Source organism: Streptomyces sp. NPDC021225, assembly GCF_044332865.1.
GTDB lineage: Bacteria > Actinomycetota > Actinomycetes > Streptomycetales > Streptomycetaceae > Streptomyces.
In genome coordinates, this window is sequence record NZ_JBIRPV010000003.1 from 953,123 (window position 1) to 971,019 (window position 17,897).

Sequence of the window (17,897 nt, forward strand, 5' to 3'; positions counted from 1 at the left end):
ACTTGCCGGCGGGACAATCCCGCCTCCGCCTCGTGTGGTGCCGTCCGTTCGTCGGCGCTGTTCACGGAGTATGTGCAGGGTCGGTTGTGCGGGCGGCGGGTGTGGCGAAGGACGCGGCCAGCACGAGTATCAGGACCAGGAACAGTGCGTTGCGGAGTCCGAAGTGCTCGCCGAGCTGGCCGAGTGAGGGAGGCCCGACGAGGAAGGCGACGTAGCCGAGGGTGGCGGCGAGGGAGACCCTTGCGGCGGAGTTGTCGCCGGAGTCGCCGGCCGCGGAGAGCGCGACGGGGAAACCCAGGGACGCGCCGATGCCCCACAGGACGGCGGCCGCTGCCGCGACGGCCTGGTTGTCGACGAGGATCACGAGTGCGATGCCGACGGCGCCGATGACCGCGCTGGCGCACAGGGCGGCCGCGCGTCCGTAGCGGTCGACGAATCGGCCGCCGGCGAAGCGGCCGACGGTCATCGAGGCCGCGAAGACCACGTACACGGCCGATCCGAGCGCCGGGTCGAAGCCATGGCCGTCGACCATGACCAGCGGCAGCCAGTCGTTGGCCGTTCCCTCGGCCATGGCAAGGGCGAGGATGATGCCGCCGATGAGCAGGAGCCTCGGCTCCCTCCACACCGCGGGGCGCGCGGAGGCCTGCGCGGGCGTGCCGCTGCCGCTGCCGTTGCCGGTTCGTCGGCCCACTCCGGCGGGAACATATCGGATCGTCGGTGCCAGTACGGCCAGTACCACGGCGGTGACGATGGCCAGATGCCACAGGACGGGGAACGAGACGGCGGTCAGAATCATGCCGCCGGCCGCGCCGACCACCGTGCCGAGACTGTAGAAGCCGTGCATCGCGGGGAGGGTGGAACGGCCGAGCAGCCGTTCCACCTCCGCCCCTTCGATGTTGAGGGCCACCTCGCCGCCGCCCATCCCGAGGCCGATCAGTCCGAGCCCGAGGGCCACGACCGCGTCCGCGCCCGCAGCGGCCCCCAGGCCGATGACACCGGACCCCGCGGCGGTCGCCAGTGTTCCGGCGGCGATGAGGGGCCGGGCGCCCCAGCGGGCAACGAGCGGCCCCGAGCACAGGATGCCCGCCATGGACCCGACCGAGAGCCCGAACAGGACCAGGCCCATGCGTCCGGTGGAGGCCCCGAGCAGGTCGCGCACGTCGGGGGTGCGGGTCACCCAGGACGCCATGGCCAGGCCGGGCAGGAAGAACAGGGCGAACGCGGCGGTCCGACGCCGGCCGGGGCTGACAGTCACGGGGAATGCCTCCAGGAGATGACCGAACACAGAAGTCTGTACGATCGTACACACTTGGGTGGAGTCGCCTTGTGACAGATTGGGGGCGTGAGCGGCACACGGCGCGCGATCCCGAACGACCCCGGACGCAGGGACCGGATTCTCGATGCCGCCCTCGACGTCATCGCCGAGGGTGGTGTTCACCGGACGACCCATCGCAAGATCGCTTCACGGGCCGGCGTCCCTCTGGGCTCGCTGACGTACTACTTCGACGGCATGGACGATCTGCTGGCGCTGGCGTTCGCCCGCCTCGCCGACACGATGTCCCAGCTCTACCGCCGCACCGTGGCCAGCGCCGGGTCGACCGCGGAGGCGGAGGCGGCCGTGGTCGAGCTGATCTGCGGGCCGGCCTATGCCACTGACCGCGACATGACGCTCATCTTCGAGATGTACGCCTACGCCAACCACAACACCGCGGTAGCCGCAACCACCCGCTCCTGGCTGGCGCGCAGCCGCGAGAGCCTCGCCCTGCACTTCACCCCCGGAGTGGCCCGAGCTCTCGATGCCCTGGTCGAGGGCTGGCCCATGCACCGCCGCTTCGATGCTGCCCCCCTCAACCGGCAGCTCGTCGCCGGAGTCGTGCACGCCGTCGTCGACGCCGCGCCTCACCTCCCCGACGAACAGCTCTGATCTCCTCGCCTTCGCCGCGGGCGTCGCCGCGGCGTAGAGCAGGTGTGTGTCGCATTCCGAGACCGTCGATATGACGTGGATCACTCACTGGCCGCTTTGGGCCGGGCGTGCGTGATCATGATCGGAATGGACACTCGTTTCGTTGGCATCGCTGAGCTGGTCGAGGCCCCGTCCGTGGCGGTCGTAGTCGACGTCATGCGTGCTTTCACCGTGGCTGCTTGGGCCTTTGCCCAGGGGGCGGAGAAGATCGTTCTTGCTGAGTCGCTGGACGACGCTCTGGCGCTCAAGGCTCGCCACCCGGATTGGGTGGCGCTCAAAGACGGTCCGCCCGCGCCCGGGTTCGACATGGTCAACTCGCCGGGCCTGCTGCGGTCTGTTGACCTTGGCGGACGGACCGTTGTGCAGAAGACCACGGCAGGGACGGTCGGCGCCCTTGCGGTCAAGGAGGCGTCGCTGGTGCTGTGCGCCGGCTTCGTGGTGGCGGAGGCAACGGCTCGGCTCTTGCGGACGCGCAAGAGTGACAGTGTCACGTTCGTGGTCACTGGCGAAGATGGGCAGGCCGATGAAGATCTGGCGTGTGCTCAATACATCGCTCGCAGGGTCACCGCGGCTGGGACGGACGCTGCTGAGTTCCTCCGCCGCGCTGCCGAGTCGCGCGCCGCTGCCGAGCTGGCGGAGGGTGTGCGTCAAGGAGTCCATCCTGATGACGTCGCACTCTGTCTTGAGCTCGACCGGTTTCCCTTTGCCATGGTGGCGGCCTTGGAAGACTCGCTCATGGTCCTGCGTCGGTGCGCCGTGCCTTCGCCGGCCGAAGCCGGGCAGGGGTAGGCGGCAGTGGTCAGCCTCGCTGTCGAAAGTCCAGCATGTAGAAGACCTTGTCGTAGCGGCGTTCGCCGACGGCGACGAAGCCGGGCAGACGGCCGTATTCCGTGAAGCCCAGCGACCGGTAGAGGTGTAGGGCATTGGCGTTGTCGCCCCGGGCGTCCAGGGTGAGGACCTCGATCCCCACCTCCCGGGCGTCAGTGATCAAGGCAGCGGTCAGCGCCCGACCGACACCACGACCATGGACAGCAGGAGCTACCGCGATCTTCTCCAGATCGGCGTGTGGCCGATGAGTCGGTCGGGCATAGCGCAGCCAGTACCCCAACCCGACCAGCCGACGGTCGAGGTAAGCGGCGCGCAGGGCCGCATCCCCGGCCTGCACCGCAGAGACGACGTGGCCGAGAAGTTCCGCCACCTCATCCCGCGAGGGTGGTTCGACCCAGCCCAGCGCGGCACCTCCACCGACCAGATCCGCCAGCATCCGGTGGGCCGACTCCGCAAACCGGACCTCCAGCTCCGGATCGGAAGTCAGCTCCATGGCGTCAAGGATGACAGGCTCAGGGGTCACACCGCTGATCACAGTCGGCAGCATAGCCAGCACAGGGCCCAGCCGGGGCCCCGCGCTCCAGCCTCTGCGCGGTCAGGCCGCTGACAGCACCGGTGGACCTCGACGTGCCGTCGCCATCGGCTGGTCACCACGGACCTCCCTCGGGGTGGCCTCGCCTCGCCGGTGGGGTCCCCTCCGCCTCGGGCGCGTCGGCCGTGGCTGCTTCGGCGGCCTGGGCGCCGAGTGAGCCGGCGGAGGGGCAGGCGGTGGCCGGGCGGTGGCCGGAGTGGATCAGACCGTGGAGCGCCCGCGCTCGGTGTCCTGCTGCGGTGTGTCCGCGATGACCGGCCTGCGCTCGATCAGCCGCTTGATGCCGAAGGTGGCGACAGTGGCCACGACCATCGCGGCGACCAGGAACCACAGACCGGTGACAGGGGACGAGGTGCGGTCCACGATCACACCGATCCCCATGGGGCCGAATCCGCCGCCCAGGTTGCCCACGGCGTTGATCATGGCGATGCCCGAGGCGGCCTGAACGCCCGCGAGGAACCGGGACGGCAGTGACCAGAGCACCGGCTGTCCGGCGAAGATGCCCACCGCGGCCACGCTGATGAGCGCCATCTGTAGCACGTGGTTGTCCACCAGCGCGGTCGCGGCCAGGCCCAGGGCGCCCACGGCCGTGGTGGCGGCGATCCACGGGTAGCGGGAGCCGCTGCGGTCGGCGAGCTTCGGCACGACGTACAGGCCGAGGGCGACGAAGACGTAGGGGATGGCGGTGATGAAGCCGGTGGCCGTGGAGGACAGGCCCCCGAAGCCGTCGACGATGGTCGGCAGCCAGAAGCTGAGGCCGTAGGCGCCGAGAGGGAAGCACAGGAAATACAGCGCCATGCACACGACGCGCTTGTCGCGCAGTGCGCTCAGCGGGTTCTCGTGGGCCGCGCCCAGCGCGTCCGTCTCTCGGGCGAGTTCATCGGCGATCCAGCCCTTCTCGTCGGCGGACAGCCAGCGCACCCCGTCCGGCCCATCGGGGAGCACACGGAGAGTGACGAAGGCGAGCAATATGGCGGGCAGTCCGGTGGCAACGAAGATCCACTGCCAGCCCTCCAGACCGAGGGTGCCGTCCAGGTCGCCGAGCGCACCCATGAGCGGATTGCCGATGATGAACGCGAGCGGGGACGCCATCATGAACCAGCCGGTCATCCGCGCCCGGTAGCGGTAGGGGTACCACTTGGTGAGGTAGTAGAGGACGCCGGGGTAGAAGCCGGCCTCGGCCACGCCGAGCAGAAAGCGGGCAGCGTAGAACTGCCAGCTGGTGGAGACCAGGGCCGTGAGGACGGTGACCAGGCCCCAGCTGACCATGATCCGGGTGAACCAGCGGCGCGCTCCGAACCGCTCGAGAAGGATGTTGCTGGGCACTTCGAAGATCGCGTACGCGACGAAGAACGCGACCTGTCCGAAGGTGAACGCGGCGCTGGACAGCCCCAGTTCGTCTTGGAGTGTCAGCTTGGCGAACCCGACGTTCGACCGGTCGACATAGGCGACCAAATAGAGCAGCACCAGGAACGGCATCAGCCGCCAGGTGACCGTTTTCATCACTTTCGCTTCCACGCGGCTCTCTCCCAGGAGTTCGACGTTGATCCTCTGGACGGTGACGGACGGTATCGTGATTTGATAGCACCATTGAAGAGGTGGATGGGACACAGCTTGGTCACGGCCACCTCAGCGCACGGAAAGGACATCGCGCATGGCCGCGCTCGACCCCCTGCCCACCGCCACCGCCGACAGCGCCACCACCACCGCCAAGGCCGGCGGCGCCGCCCCCCTACGCAGCCGCGCCTGGTTCGGCGACGGGGGGAAGAACGGTTTCATCTCGCGCCACCATCTGCGCGCCATGGGCCGCGGCGGTCATAACTTCGACGGCCGCCCCGTCATCGGCATCTGCAACACGTACTCCGAACTGACGCCGTGCAACGGCCACTTGCAGATCCTCGCCGACGCCGTGAGGCGCGGTGTGCTCCAGTCGGGCGGTTTCCCGCTGGAGTTCCCCGCGATGTCGCTGGGCGAGCCGTTCCTCCGCCCGACCTCGATGCTCTACCGCAACCTCGCCGCCATGGAGATCGAGGAGCAGATCCGGGCCAATCCGCTGGACGCCGTCGTCCTCCTGACCGGCTGCGACAAGACCACCCCCGCCGCGCTGATGGGCGCCGCGAGCGCCGGGGTGCCGGCGATCGTCTTCACCGGTGGTCCGATGCTCAACGGCCGGTTCCGCGGCCGCAACGTCGGCTCGGGTACGGACATCTGGCGGATGACCGAGGAGTTGCGGGCGGGCACGATCACCCAGGAGGAGTTCACCGAGTTCGAGTCCTCGCTGAACCGCTCGGCGGGCCACTGCATGACCATGGGCACCGCTTCGACGATGGCCTGTCTCGCCGAGGCGCTGGGCATGATGCTGCCGGGCGCCTCCGGGCTGCCCGCCGTGGACGCCCGCCGCGGCACACTCGCCGAGGCCACCGGCGCCCGTGCCGTCGAACTCGCGGGCAGCGCCCTCACTCCCGGCCGGATCATGACCCGTGAGGCGTTCGAGAACGCCATTCGGGTCAACGCGGCGATCGGCGGCTCCACCAACGCCGTCGTGCACCTCCTCGCCCTGGCCGGCCGCCTCGGCGTACCGCTCGCGCTCGACGACTTCGACCGGCTCGGCGCCGAACTGCCCCTGCTGGTGGACCTGATGCCGTCCGGACGCTTCCTGATGGAGGAGTTCGCATACGCCGGCGGGCTGCCCGCCCTCATCAACGATCTGCGGGACCGGCTGCACCAGGACACCGTCACGGTGACCGGCAGGAGCCTCGTCGACAACTGCGCGGGCGCCGAGGTGTACGACCGTGAGGTGATCCGCCCGCTCGACCATCCGGTGCAGCCCGCCGGCACCGGCACCGCCGTGGTCCGTGGCAACCTCGCGCCCGACGGCGCGGTCGTCAAGCAGTCCGCGGCCGACCCGGCACTGCTCCGGCACACCGGCCCCGCCCTGGTCTTCGACTCCCTGGAGGAGTACCTGGCCGTCGCCGAGGACGACGACCTCGATGTCACCGCCGACACCGTCCTCGTCGTACGCAACACCGGCCCGCGCGGCTACCCCGGGATGCCTGAGGTGGGCAATCTGCCGCTCCCCAAGAAGCTCCTCGACGCCGGGGTCCGGGACATGGTGCGGATCTCCGACGCGCGCATGTCCGGCACGGCCTTCGGCACCTGCGTGCTGCACGTCGCCCCGGAGGCGGCGGTCGGCGGCCCGCTGGCGCTGATACGCACGGGGGACCGGGTCCGCCTCGACGTACCGGAGCGGCGCCTGGACGTGCTGGTCGAGGACGCCGAACTGGACGAACGGCGGGCCGAGTGGCAACCGCCGAAGCCGCCCGCCGACCGCGGCTGGACGTATCTCTACACCCGGCATGTCACCCAGGCCGACACCGGCGCCGATCTCGACTTCCTGGTCGGCTCCACCGATTCCGCCCCGCCGCGGCAGGCGTTCTGAGGCCTTCAGAGGAGTACGCATGTCCTACGAAGAACAGACACACATGGCCGAGCGTTTCCCGCCGGAGCGCGGGAGTGCTGCCCCAGGGCGGGCGGCGCCCGAGTTCGTGACCTGCGGCGAGGCGATGCTCCTGATGGTGGCGGAGCCCGGGGTGCCGCTGGAGCGGGCGACGGTGTTCCGGCGCTCCGTGGCGGGCGCGGAGACCAACGTCGCGACCGGGCTCGCCAGGCTCGGACACCACACGCGCTGGCTCGGCCGCGTCGGCGACGACCCCTCCGGCCGGTCCGTGCTGGCCGCGCTGCGCGCGGACGCCATCGACACGTCGTACGCCGTCGTGGATCCCTCCGCGCCCACGGGGCTGCTGCTGAGGGACAGCCATCCGGCGCGGGCGATCGATGTGCAGTATCACCGGGCCGGCTCGGCGGCGTCCCGGCTCACCGCCGACGAGCTGACCGCCGAGATGGTGGCGGGCGCCCGGCTGGTGCACATCACGGGCATCACCCCCATGCTCTCGGACTCCGCCCACACGGCGACGCTGCGGCTGCTAGAGCTGGCCCGCGCGGCCGGCGCGACGGTCTCGTTCGACCCGAACATACGGCTGAAACTGGGCACTACCGAGCGCTGGCGCACGGTCGTCGCGCCGCTGCTGGAGCAGTCGGACATCACTCTGGCCGGCGAGGACGAGCTGGAACTGCTGGGCATGACGGCCCACGGGCTGCTCGCCGCGGGTGTCACTACGTCCGTGGTGAAGCACCGCGACAAGTCGGCCACCTGTAGTACGGCGGACGGCACGTGGCGACAGGACGCATTCCGGGTACCGGCCGCCGACCCGGTGGGGGCGGGCGACGCGTTCGCCGCCGGGTTTCTCTCCGGGGTCCTGAGCGGCACACCGTACGACCGCTGCCTGGCGGCGGCGGCCGCGGTCGCCGCGCTCGTGGTGCAGTGCACCACCGACACCGACGGCCTGCCCGATCGCCCGGGCCTGGCTCGCGCGCTGTCGTCGTTCACGGGCGCCGCGGAGACCGTCAACCGCTGACGCACCGCACTCACCGCACCGCACCGCACTCACCACACACCGCACCGCACCAGGAGCACGCATGTATCGATGGGACATCGTCCGGGCCGTCACCGCACAGCGGGTGTTCGGGATCGTCCGGACGGCCGGGCCGCGCGAGGCCCTGGCCGCGGCCGTGGCCGTGCTCGACGCCGGGCTGAACGCCGTGGAGGTGGCGCTGACCACGCCGCGCGCGCTGAGCGCCGTCGCCGAGTTGACCGCGGAGCGGCCGGACGCGCTGGTCGGCGCCGGCACGGTCATCGACGCCCCCGCCGCGCGGGCCGCGGTGGAGGCGGGCGCCCGGTTCCTGGTGTCGCCGAGCCTGCACCCGGAGGTGATCCGTACCGGACACCGCTACGGCGTGCCGGTCTTCCCCGGAGTCGCCACCCCGACCGAGATGGTCCGTGCCCTGGAGGAGGGCGCGGACGCGCTCAAGCTCTTCCCGGCCTCCGGCGCATCGCCGTCCTGGCTGCGCGACGTCCGGGCCGCGCTACCCCAGGCCCCCGTGATCCCGACTGGTGGTGTGACAATAGACAACGCACCGGAGTGGATCGCGGCCGGGGCCATCGCCTGCGGCATGGGCTCGGCGCTCACCTCGGGCGGCGCCCAAGCGGCGGGCGAGCGGGTTGGCACGCTCCTCGGCCGACTCGCACAGGCCCGCTGAAACCCCGGGACGGTCGAAGGCGGTCAAGAGCAGGACGGAGACGCGGAGCGCGTGGAACTACAGGGGCTGCACGGACAGGTCGTGGACCAGATCGGCCTGTCCCTCGCCGCGGAGGAGACCCGCGCCGGCGAGGTGCTGCGCCTGGAGGACGTCCAGGAGCGCTATGGAGTCTCGCGGACCGTCGCCCGGGAAGCGGTCCGAGTGCTGGAGTCCAAGCGGGTCGTCACCTCCCGCCCTCGCGTCGGCATCACCGTGCGGCCGATGACCGAGTGGAACCTGTACGACCCCCAGATCATCCGCTGGCGGCTGAACTCGCCGCACCGCGGGGCCCAGCTGCGCGAACTGGCAGAACTGCGCGCCGCCGTCGAGCCCTCCGCGGCCGCGCTCGCCGCGGCCTCGGGCGACGACGAAACCTGCGAGGCGCTCGTGGCGCACGCCCGGGCGATGGCGACCGCGGCCGCCGAGGCGGACACGGCCGGGTTCGTCGCGGCGGACGCCGCGTTCCACCGGGCGCTGCTCACCGCGTCGGGCAACGGAATGTTCGCCCAGCTCGCCGAGGTCACGGAGGAGTTGCTGACGGCCCGCCGCGAGCTGAGCCTGATGCCGGAGCGGGTCGACGAGGCGGCGGTCCGGCGCCACCAGGAAGTCGCCCAGGCCGTCGTCGAGCGGCGCCCGGCGGAGGCCGCGGCCTGTGTACGGTCCATCGTGGACACCGCCCACAGCGAGGTCGAGGGCCTGCTCGACGTCTGAGGGGGAGTCAGGGTCGAGCGCTGGGTGATCAAGAGACCGTGGTGGTCGGTGGGGTCCATCGGCGGGTGCGGGGCACCGTGCTCGGGACGTCGTAGTACTTTTTGAGCTGTTCGGGGATGGCGTAGTGCATGACGCGGCCCCGGGTGAGGGAGGACAGTTCGAAGACGGTGGTGAGGTGGCCGAGGCGGTCAAGGGCCCACGCGCCGAGCGGGGAGCGGTCCTCGATGGTCTCCAGGATGCCGAGGAGGTGGGGTACGGCCTTGACGACGGTGTCCCATGGGGTGTGCGGGACGTGAAGCCAGTCGGCGCAGGTGTCGCCGATGAGGTAGCGGATGAGGGCGGAGACGATCGGGTCGAAAAGGGTGCCGGGCACCACCTCCTCGTAGAGGTCGATGAGCTGCCGGGTCAGATGCGCGCCCTCCTCGGAGGGCCCCATGTGCCGGATCATGTACAGGTCGAGGAACCGGCGGGCCTCCTCCAGGGTTTTGGGGACGGCGTCCTGGTCGACGCCGAGCATGGCGCCGACCACGCGCCAGGCGTAGTAGTAGGCCTCCGCGCCTTCCTGTGACATATGGATGCCGAGGCGGTGCAGGCTGTCCAGGACGAGCAGAGAGAAGAACATCTGCCCGCCGATCATGTCCTCCTGGCAGATGGGCGTCCCCAGGGCGGGGGTGTCCCACCGGTTCTCGCGCTTGAGGTGGTGGCGGATGGAGGCGTGCAGAAGGCGGACCTTCTGGGCAGCGGGGATGAAGCGGCCGCCGGCTTCGAAGGCGTCCGGCTGCATCAGGTAGACGGTGAACTGGCCGGTCTCCGCCATGCGTTTGGAGGGGTACTTCAGCCCGTGGGCGGCCGACAGCAGCCTCGCCAGATGCGGGACGACATAGCAGGCGGGCATGGAGGCGAAGGACAGCGCGGTGGAGATGTGCACGTTGTTGTCGATGAAGAACAGGCGGGCCTTTTCCATCTCGCCCCAGTCGACCCAGCCCGGCGGTAGGCGGGTGGCTTCGAGGTACTCGTGCGCGACGTCGGGCAGACCGTCCGGCAGGGGAGCGCCGGCGGTGGAGACGTAGCGCATCAGGGTGTTGAACGTGCCCACCTGGCCGCGTTCGAAGAGGGCGGCGACGGTGGCGTCGGCGAGTTCGTCACCGGCCTGCCGCAGGGCGTCCATCGATGCCTCGGTGCAGGTCATGGCGGGGCTCCTTGTCTTCCACGGGATCGTCCACGGGCGGCGGGAGAGGTCGGCGGGCGGGGATGGCACGGGCCGTGCCACCTGGGGGCAAAGGTTCAGGACAGGCGGTCCGCCGCCGACTGCGCCAGCGCGGTCAGGGCGGCGGCTGCGTGCGGCGGTACATCCAGTTCGTGGAGAGCGCCAAGTGCCTCCTCGACCCGTGCGCTGATCATGTCCTCGATGCGGTCGGGTGCCGTCAGCCGGTGCATCACCTCGCGGACCGCGTCCAGAGCATCCGCGTCCGGGCGGCGCCGGCCCAGCAGGGCGCGCAGCCGCTCGCGGTCGTCGTCGCCGGCCAGGCGCCAGGTCTCTGCCAGCAGGGCCGTGGGCCTGTGGCCTCGCACGTCGTCGGCGTTGGCCTTGCCGGTGCGTTCCGGGTCTCCGAACAGGCCAAGCAGGTCGTCGCGCAGCTGGAACGCCTCGCCCAGGGGCAGTCCGTACGCGGAGTAGCCCTCGCGCAGCCGCGCGCCGGCCCCGGCCAGGGCGCCACCGATCAACAGGGGCTGCTCCACGGTGTACTTGGCGGTCTTGTAACGGATCACCTTCAGCGACGCGGTGGTGTCCGGACCGGTCCCGGTGCGCAGGATCTCCAGGCACTCGCCGGCGATCAGCTCCCGGGCCATCACCGACCACAGCGGACGGGCGCGGGCGAGATAGGCGACGGGCAGACCGCTGCCGGCGAACAACTGCCCGGCCAGCGCCATCAGCAGGTCCCCCACCAGCATCGCCAGTGACCTCGCGGCGGCGTCGGCGCGCGGGCGACGGCGCACCGCACCGCGCAGGGCGACGTGCGCGGTAGGGCGCCCGTGCCGTAGCGGGCTGTCGTCGATGAGGTCGTCGTGCACGACGGCGGCAGCGTGCACCAGCTCCATCGACGCCGCCGCCCGCACCAGCGCGTCGCTGTCCGGCTGCCCCACCGCGCGCCACCCCCAGTAGCAGAACGCGGCCCGCAGCCGTTTGCCGTCCGCGGCCGCCGCCTCCACCTGCGCGGCCACCGGGGTGAGGAGCGGATCGACCGCCGCGAACTGGTCAGCCTCCTGGGCGACGAACCGGCGCACCACGTCGTCGACGCGGGTCTTGAACGCGGCCGGCTCCCACCGGTCAGACCTCATCGGCAGCCCTTCGGGCCCGGGCGTGCCGGGCGAGGACCTCCAGGTGGGCCGGGGGCACGGCCGCGTACCGGTCCAGCACCAGACGCCCTCGAGCCATCAGCTCGTGCTCAGCGTCCACCGCGAGTTCCGCAGTGTCCGAGCGGCGCAGCAGCCCCCGCACCGCCCCCAGGGCCGAACCCAGGGTGCCCACCGCGAGATCGGCCAGCCCAGCCACGAGCAGCACCACCTGCTCATCCAAGCCGTCGCGCCGTCCCACTTCTCGCGTCATGTTTCCCCCCACCCACCACACAGCCGGGCGGCATCGGTCACGCACCGCCCTCCGAGCATCGCGCCGGACCGGGCGCCAGAGCGGAAGAACTCACGATCGAGGGATCAGTCGGTCGGCTGTGCGGATCGACGCCGCGGGCTCGGTACGGAGGGCTCGCTTGGCCTGGGTCCTACGCCGACTCCCCCTTTTGTTGTTACGGCAGCTGACGTCACACCCGTTGACGCGCAGACCGGGACCGTCGAAGAATGTGCGGCACCCCTCCTCTGACAACGTTGTCCAGTCTGTGAGGTATCGCTCCGTGTCGCACCCATCCCAGCCCCTCGACCGCCGCCGCTTCCTGCACCTCGCCGGTCTCACGGGCGCGCTGGCCGCCCTGCCCCCGCTCACCGGAGCCGCGAGCGCCCACGCGGCGCACGGCCGCGCGGACACACCGCCCGACGCCGTCGCGGCCACCTACCTGCGGGTGCTCCTGGATCACACCCGGTGGTCCGAGACTCAGTGGGACGAGGCCCAGGGCCACTACCGGGCCAAGGACTTCGGGTTCGCCGTGGTCCTCGGCAACGCGGTCCTGCTCACCCACGGCACCTACGACGCGGCGCGCGCGGGCACCGACCGGGAGACCCTCGCGCGGCGCACGCTCGCCACTATCCGTCACTTCGCCGCGTCGAACCGGCTCACCGGCGGCAACGAGTGGGGTCGCACGCTGTTCTTCGACACCACCTTCCAGTCGTACTTCGTCCTCGCCGCCCGGCTGCTGTGGAAGGACCTCGACACCGCGACGCGGCAGAACGTCGAGACCATCGTCCGCGAACAGGCCGCCTACACCGTGTCGTTGGGCAGCGGTGACGACCCCGCCTCGGGCGGCTGGACGCCGAACGGCCTGAGCGGCGGACACGTCGGCGACACCAAGCTGGAAGAGATGGGCCTGTACGCGCAGACCCTCGCGCCGGCGCTCGCATGGGCCCACGACGACCGCCGCGCTGCCGACTGGGCCACGTGGTACGGCATCTGGTCGCGCAACGAGGCGGGGCTGCCGCCCGCCGATCTCGCCAACCCCGCCCGCGTGGACGGCGTCGCCGTCTCCGAGAACACCGCCCGCAACCTGTACGACACCTTCATCGTCGAGAACCACGGCTCCTTCGGCCCGCACTACCAAGAGGAGCTGTGGCGCACCTCCGGCCGCAACGCCGCGCACTTCCTGGCCGCCGGACGCCCCCTCCCGCAGGTTCTCGCACGGCAGCCGAACGCCCAGCCGCTGTGGCACACGCTGCTGGGCGTCATGAGCGACGCGGGCGAACCGCTGATGCCGATGGTCAACGACCGCGAGCACCTCTACGGCAGGGACGTCATCCCGCTCGCCTTCCTCTCCCAGGTGATGCGCGACCGGGCCGCGGCACGCGCGGAGCAGGAACTGGCGTCGCGGCTGGAGGCGTACCAGCAGTACCCGCCCGAGCACCGGATGGCGAAGTTCTCGGGGGAGCCGAAGTACGAGCCGGAGGCGCGCGCCGAGATCGCGATCAGCTACCTGCTGCACGTCTGGGCGGCGGCGTCCGGGCGGCCCGTCGAGGCGCTGTCGCGCGAGGAACTGTTCGCGCGGGCCTCCGGTGTCACGGACTTCGGGCCCGGCCCCGGACTGGTGTCGCACCAGTCGCGGGCCGCGTGGGCCGGTGCCGTGACGAAGCCCGGGTTCGTGAAGTTCGCCTGGCAACCGGCCCACGACGACTGGCTGTTCCGGCTCAGCGGCGCGACCCCGATGTTCCTGCCCGCCACCGCCGCGAAGGTCCAGGGCCGTACCGTGCGCGTGTACGAGTCCCTGCGCGACGGCTTCGACGGCAGCGCGACGCTCCTGCGCCTCGACGGCGGCTGGGCCGGGTTCGCGACGCTCCCGACAGGCGCCGTCGTCTACGCGAGCAGCGGCACCGCCGACGCGGAGGGCCACCTCGACGTGCACAACCTGACGATGCCCGGCATGCCGGGGCTCGACGGCACGCGCACCTACCGCTTCGAAGAGGGCGAGGCGACCGTCCGCGCCCGCGACACCTCCACCGACACACCCGCCGGACGGGTCGACGACCTCGGCTTCACCCCCACGACGGTGCGCCACGTCCGCATGCTCGGCGTGCGGCCCGAGCCGGCCTACGGGTACTCCCTGTACGCCTTCGAGGTGCGCGACGGCGCCCAGGGGGCGGACCTCGCGCGCGGCGGGTCCGCCACCGCCTCGTCGGCCGACGCCGGGAAGGGCGCGCCGCTCGCGGTCGACGGCGACGCGGCCACCCGCTGGGCGGTGTCGAGGGCCGACCGTCCGCGCGCCGACAGCTGGCTGGCCGTCGACCTGGGCGCCGAGCGCCGGGTCGACCGGGTCACCCTGCGCTGGGAATCGGCGGCCGGCCGCGCCTACCGCATTCAGGGTTCGACGGACGGCCGGGACTGGACCGATCTGGTGACCGGGCCGAGGCCGGCGGTGAGCAGCCGCGGCGGCTGGCTCGACGTCGAGGGACGCGCCGGGCTCGTGGTGCGTGACGGCCGGAACCCGATCGGCGTCTACGACGACAAGATCGTCCTCGGCGACGGCCCGGCGGCACCTCTCCTCGTCGAGGGCTTCCCCGGCACCTCGGCCGAGAAGCTGCGTGCGACCGCCCGGGGGACCGCACCCACGGCGGAGGCCACCGAGGTACGCACGACGCTGACGGACGGGCACCTGACCCTGTTCAACTTCTCCGGCGAGTCCGTCAGGACGCGGATCACCATCCCGCGCACCGGCGCGGACACGATGGTCTTCGAGGGCACGCAATGGCTGACCGCCGGCGGCACGTCCTTCGAGGCCGTGCTGCCCGCCGCCACGGCGGTCGTGCTGGCCCCGCGCTTCACGCTCACCCCCCTCACGAGCCGACGGCTGCCGTCGGGCCTGCGGGTCCAGGTCGTCGACGGTGCGACCGTGCGCCTGTCCGGGGCCTCGTGCACCGTGCGCGTCCGGGCCCAGGGACGCAGCAGGGTCGCCGTCGTCAGAGCGGGCCGGACGATCACCGTCGTCCTGGACGGCGCGGCCGCCCACCCGCACGACGACCTGGCCCTCGGCAGGACCGTCTTCCCCACGAGCCCGCTGCCGGAGGGCATGTCCGACCCCGCGGCGGCGGTGGACGGCGACGCCCTCACGGCGTGGAATCCGGGCACGCGCGGCCGCATGGTCGTGGACCTCGGCGCGGCCAGTCCGGTCCGCTTGGTGGAAACCGAGTGGACGGCGGCCGCGGTGCCGGGCGCGAAGGTCGGCTTCAGCATGGACGGGATCACCTACCGGGACGCCGGAACCCTCACCGGCCGGGGCCCCGTGCGCCGGCTGACCGCTTCCGAGACGGCCCGTTACGTCAGCCTCGAGGTCGACGGGTCGGCGCACACGGCGGTGTCACGCCTGCGGCGCCTGACGGTGCGCTGAGCGCTCCGCGTGTCATCCCATCGGCGGGTGACGAGCGTGCGGTTCCGCGATCCTGATGCGCCGGTGATGGCTTCTTAGCAGTTCACCGGCATGCAGACCCTGGTGAACACTGCCGGGAACCGGCAATGCGCGGGCCGGCCCCGGTGGTGCACCATGGCGGCCGGGGAGCGCCGCGAATGGTTCCGGTGCCGGACACCGGCAGGTGCGCCGACGAGTGCCCCACGGAGGCCGCGCGCCATCCACAGGTGCTGGGTGCGGGAAGGGGGCCGGACGATGCTGATGCTCGTGGCGGATCGGCCTTCCCCGCCGACCGGGCTCGCCCGGCGGACGTCCTCACTCTTCGTCCGGCCGCGGCATCGTCTCTCGCCCGACGAACCCGGGCCCGCCCGCGTGGCGGCGCACGTGCGCGCCGCCTGAACGGCGGCCCGACTCCGCCCGGGACCGGCCCCGCTTTCCCCTTCGACTGCCTTATGCCTCAAGGACGTATGCCATGGATGTCATCGGCGTGCTCGCCGCCGTCTGCCTGATTCTCGTTGTCGTCGTACTGCTCTTCGTCTCCCGGCTGTTCCGCAAGGTGGAGCAGGGCAAGGCGCTGATCGTTTCCAAGATGCGCAAGGTCGACGTGACCTTTACCGGCCAGGTCGTGCTGCCCGTGCTCCACAAGGCCGAGGTGATGGACATCTCGGTGAAGACGATCGAGATCACTCGGGCCGGTAAGGAGGGGCTGATCTGTAAGGACAACATCCGTGCGGACATCCGGATCTCGTTCTTCGTCAAGGTCAACAAGACCGTGGAGGACGTCATCAAGGTCGCCCAGGCCGTCGGAACCGCGCGGGCCAGCGACCGGGACACCTTGCAGGAGCTGTTCCACGCGAAGTTCTCCGAGGCGCTGAAGACCGTCGGCAAGCAGCTGGACTTCACCGACCTGTACACCAAGCGCGATGAGCTGCGGTACCGGATCATCGAGGTCATCGGTGTCGACCTCAACGGCTACCACCTCGAGGACGCGGCGATCGACTACCTGGAGCAGACGCCGCTCACCCAGCTCGATCCGGCCAACGTCCTCGACGCCCAGGGCATTCGCAAGATCACCGAGTTGACGGCCGTCGAGCATGTGCGTACCAACGAGGCCCAGCGCAACGAGCAGAAGGAGATCACCCGGCAGAACGTCGACGCCCGCGAGGCGATCCTGGAGCTGGAGCGCCGCCAGGCCGACGCCGAGATCAAGCAGCGGCGGGAGATCGAGACCGTACGGGCCCGGGAGGAGGCCGAGACGGCGCGGGTGGTGGAGGAGGAGCGGCTGCGGGCGCAGAGCGCGTTCCTCCGCACGGAGGAACAGCTGGGGATCCAGCGGGAGAACCAGGCCCGCGAGGTCGCCGTCGCCGCGAAGAACCGCGAGCGGGTCATCGCGGTCGAGAGCGAGCGCATCGAGAAGGACCGTCTGCTGGAGGTCATCGCCCGGGAGCGGGAGACCGAACTGACGCGGATCTCCGCCGAGAAGGAGGTCGAGGCGAACAAGCGGGACATCGCCGAGGTCATCCGTGAGCGGGTCGCCGTGGACCGTACGGTGGCCGAGCAGGAGGAGTCCATCAAGAAGCTGCGGGCCGTGGAGCAGGCGGAGCGCGACCGCCAAGCCGTGATCATCGCGGCCGAGGCGGAGGCGCAGGAGAGGCTGGTCAAGGACATCAAGGCCGCCGAGGCGGCCGAGCAGGCCGCCGTCCACCGCGCCGCCGAGGAACTCACCCTGGCCGAGGCCCGGTTGAAGAGGTCCGACCTCGAAGCCCAGGCCAAGCTGCGGGTCGCCGAGGGAATCCAGGCCGAGGCCGCGGCCGAGGGCCTGGCGGCCGTGCAGGTCCGCGACAAGGAGGCCGAGGTCGTCGAGAAGGCCGGCCGTGCGGAGGCCGAGGCGACCGGGGCGCGGATGCGCGCCGAGGCGGAGGGCGCCAAGGCGAAGGCGCTCGCGGAGGCGGCGGCCATCGGCGAGAAGCTCAAGGCGGAGGCCGCCGGCCTCACCGAGAAAGCGGCCGCGATGGCCGCCCTCGACGAGGCGTCCCGCGGCCACGAGGAGTACCGGCTGCGGCTGGAGGCCGAGAAGGACATCCGGCTCGCCGGTCTCGAGGTGCAGCGGCAGATCGCCGAGGCGCAGGCCACGGTCCTCGCGACGGGGCTGGAGAACGCCGACATCGACATCGTCGGCGGGGAGTCCGTCTTCTTCGACCGGCTGGTCGGGGCGATCTCGCTGGGCAAGGGCGTCGACGGCTTCCTCGAGCACTCGCAGACCGCCCAGGCGCTGGCGAAGCCCTGGCTGGACGGCACGGCGAGCCTGACCGACGACCTGAGCCGGATCCTCGGCTCGGTCTCGACGGCGGACGTACGGAACCTGACGGTCTCCGCGCTGCTGATGAAGCTCGTGAAGGCGGGTGGCCCGAACACGGGCCAGGTGCGGCAGCTCCTGGACCGGGCCGATGAGCTGGGACTCGCCGACCTGCCGCTGACCGCCCTGAACGGCGCCGTCAGGACCTGATGACCAGCGGTCAAGGGAGCTGCCGCACTGGGGACGGCAGCTCCC

Annotated in this window: 14 protein-coding genes; 8 read left to right on the forward strand and 6 right to left on the reverse strand. The window is 71.3% G+C overall.

Annotation, left to right across the window (positions count from 1 at the left end; translation table 11 throughout):
- Window positions 1-61: 61 nt before the first annotated feature.
- Window positions 62-1,255: an MFS transporter gene (locus ACH4S9_RS17935; RefSeq protein ID WP_398372804.1), complete on the reverse strand. Its 1,194-nt coding sequence runs from the start codon at window positions 1,253-1,255 to the stop codon at window positions 62-64.
- Between the two features lie 87 nt (window positions 1,256-1,342).
- Between ACH4S9_RS17935 and ACH4S9_RS17940 the strand changes: the two genes are divergently transcribed.
- Both ACH4S9_RS17940 and ACH4S9_RS17945 read left to right on the forward strand, forming a co-directional pair.
- Complete coding sequence (locus tag ACH4S9_RS17940) at window positions 1,343-1,924, forward strand: TetR/AcrR family transcriptional regulator (protein WP_398372806.1); 582 nt, start codon at window positions 1,343-1,345, stop codon at window positions 1,922-1,924.
- A 126-nt stretch (window positions 1,925-2,050) separates the two neighbouring features.
- Window positions 2,051-2,752 (forward strand): 2-phosphosulfolactate phosphatase, encoded by a 702-nt coding sequence (locus tag ACH4S9_RS17945; RefSeq protein ID WP_398373018.1) that lies wholly within the window; start codon window positions 2,051-2,053, stop codon window positions 2,750-2,752.
- Window positions 2,753-2,762: 10 nt separating this feature from the next.
- Here the strand turns inward: ACH4S9_RS17945 and ACH4S9_RS17950 are convergent, their stop codons facing one another.
- Together ACH4S9_RS17950 and ACH4S9_RS17955 are read right to left on the reverse strand one after the other, a co-directional pair.
- Window positions 2,763-3,284, reverse strand: coding sequence for a GNAT family N-acetyltransferase (locus ACH4S9_RS17950; protein ID WP_398372808.1), 522 nt, complete (start codon window positions 3,282-3,284; stop codon window positions 2,763-2,765).
- A gap of 300 nt (window positions 3,285-3,584) precedes the next feature.
- Entirely contained in the window at window positions 3,585-4,901 is a 1,317-nt protein-coding gene (locus ACH4S9_RS17955) for an MFS transporter (protein ID WP_385338730.1), read from the reverse strand.
- Window positions 4,902-5,037: 136 nt separating this feature from the next.
- On the opposite strand from ACH4S9_RS17955, the gene ACH4S9_RS17960 reads away from it, so the two are divergent.
- The 4 genes from ACH4S9_RS17960 (at window position 5,038) to ACH4S9_RS17975 (ending at window position 9,290) form a co-directional block, all read left to right on the forward strand.
- The gene (locus ACH4S9_RS17960) at window positions 5,038-6,822 is read left to right on the forward strand and encodes an IlvD/Edd family dehydratase (protein ID WP_398372810.1); all 1,785 of its coding nucleotides are present in this window, start codon (window positions 5,038-5,040) and stop codon (window positions 6,820-6,822) included.
- Between the two features lie 19 nt (window positions 6,823-6,841).
- Window positions 6,842-7,858, forward strand: coding sequence for a sugar kinase (locus tag ACH4S9_RS17965; protein ID WP_398372812.1), 1,017 nt, complete (start codon window positions 6,842-6,844; stop codon window positions 7,856-7,858).
- 61 nt (window positions 7,859-7,919) lie between these two features.
- Complete coding sequence (locus tag ACH4S9_RS17970) at window positions 7,920-8,540, forward strand: bifunctional 4-hydroxy-2-oxoglutarate aldolase/2-dehydro-3-deoxy-phosphogluconate aldolase (RefSeq protein WP_311721684.1); 621 nt, start codon at window positions 7,920-7,922, stop codon at window positions 8,538-8,540.
- Between the two features lie 51 nt (window positions 8,541-8,591).
- The gene (locus ACH4S9_RS17975; RefSeq protein WP_311721685.1) at window positions 8,592-9,290 is read left to right on the forward strand and encodes an FCD domain-containing protein; all 699 of its coding nucleotides are present in this window, start codon (window positions 8,592-8,594) and stop codon (window positions 9,288-9,290) included.
- A gap of 28 nt (window positions 9,291-9,318) precedes the next feature.
- On the opposite strand, the gene ACH4S9_RS17980 is transcribed toward ACH4S9_RS17975, so the two are convergent.
- From ACH4S9_RS17980 to ACH4S9_RS17990, 3 genes are all read right to left on the reverse strand, one after another.
- The gene (locus ACH4S9_RS17980) at window positions 9,319-10,479 is read right to left on the reverse strand and encodes an oxygenase MpaB family protein (protein WP_398372815.1); all 1,161 of its coding nucleotides are present in this window, start codon (window positions 10,477-10,479) and stop codon (window positions 9,319-9,321) included.
- Between the two features lie 95 nt (window positions 10,480-10,574).
- On the reverse strand, window positions 10,575-11,630 hold the full coding sequence (locus ACH4S9_RS17985; protein ID WP_398372817.1) for a polyprenyl synthetase family protein: 1,056 nt from the start codon (window positions 11,628-11,630) through the stop codon (window positions 10,575-10,577).
- Window positions 11,620-11,898 carry a polyprenyl synthetase gene (locus ACH4S9_RS17990; RefSeq protein WP_398372819.1) on the reverse strand — a complete coding sequence of 93 codons (279 nt, stop codon included), beginning with the start codon at window positions 11,896-11,898 and terminating at the stop codon, window positions 11,620-11,622. Before ACH4S9_RS17990 ends, ACH4S9_RS17985 begins: the two co-directional genes overlap by 11 nt.
- Window positions 11,899-12,196: 298 nt before the next feature.
- On the opposite strand from ACH4S9_RS17990, the gene ACH4S9_RS17995 reads away from it, so the two are divergent.
- On the forward strand, window positions 12,197-15,328 hold the full coding sequence (locus ACH4S9_RS17995; RefSeq protein ID WP_398372821.1) for a discoidin domain-containing protein: 3,132 nt from the start codon (window positions 12,197-12,199) through the stop codon (window positions 15,326-15,328).
- Window positions 15,329-15,818: 490 nt separating this feature from the next.
- On the forward strand, window positions 15,819-17,852 hold the full coding sequence (locus ACH4S9_RS18000) for a flotillin family protein (protein WP_398372823.1): 2,034 nt from the start codon (window positions 15,819-15,821) through the stop codon (window positions 17,850-17,852).
- Window positions 17,853-17,897 lie beyond the last annotated feature (45 nt).

Bases quoted from the DNA above. Each gene is read 5' to 3' on its own strand.
- ACH4S9_RS17970 (WP_311721684.1), top strand. From the start codon at position 7,920: ATGTATCGATGGGACATCGTCCGGGCCGTCACCGCACAGCGGGTGTTC.
- ACH4S9_RS17985 (WP_398372817.1), bottom strand. From the start codon at position 11,630: ATGAGGTCTGACCGGTGGGAGCCGGCCGCGTTCAAGACCCGCGTCGAC.
- ACH4S9_RS17980 (WP_398372815.1), bottom strand. From the start codon at position 10,479: ATGACCTGCACCGAGGCATCGATGGACGCCCTGCGGCAGGCCGGTGAC.
- ACH4S9_RS17945 (WP_398373018.1), top strand. From the start codon at position 2,051: ATGGACACTCGTTTCGTTGGCATCGCTGAGCTGGTCGAGGCCCCGTCC.
- ACH4S9_RS17960 (WP_398372810.1), top strand. From the start codon at position 5,038: ATGGCCGCGCTCGACCCCCTGCCCACCGCCACCGCCGACAGCGCCACC.
- ACH4S9_RS17990 (WP_398372819.1), bottom strand. From the start codon at position 11,898: ATGACGCGAGAAGTGGGACGGCGCGACGGCTTGGATGAGCAGGTGGTG.
- ACH4S9_RS17950 (WP_398372808.1), bottom strand. From the start codon at position 3,284: ATGGAGCTGACTTCCGATCCGGAGCTGGAGGTCCGGTTTGCGGAGTCG.
- ACH4S9_RS18000 (WP_398372823.1), top strand. From the start codon at position 15,819: ATGGATGTCATCGGCGTGCTCGCCGCCGTCTGCCTGATTCTCGTTGTC.
- ACH4S9_RS17965 (WP_398372812.1), top strand. From the start codon at position 6,842: ATGTCCTACGAAGAACAGACACACATGGCCGAGCGTTTCCCGCCGGAG.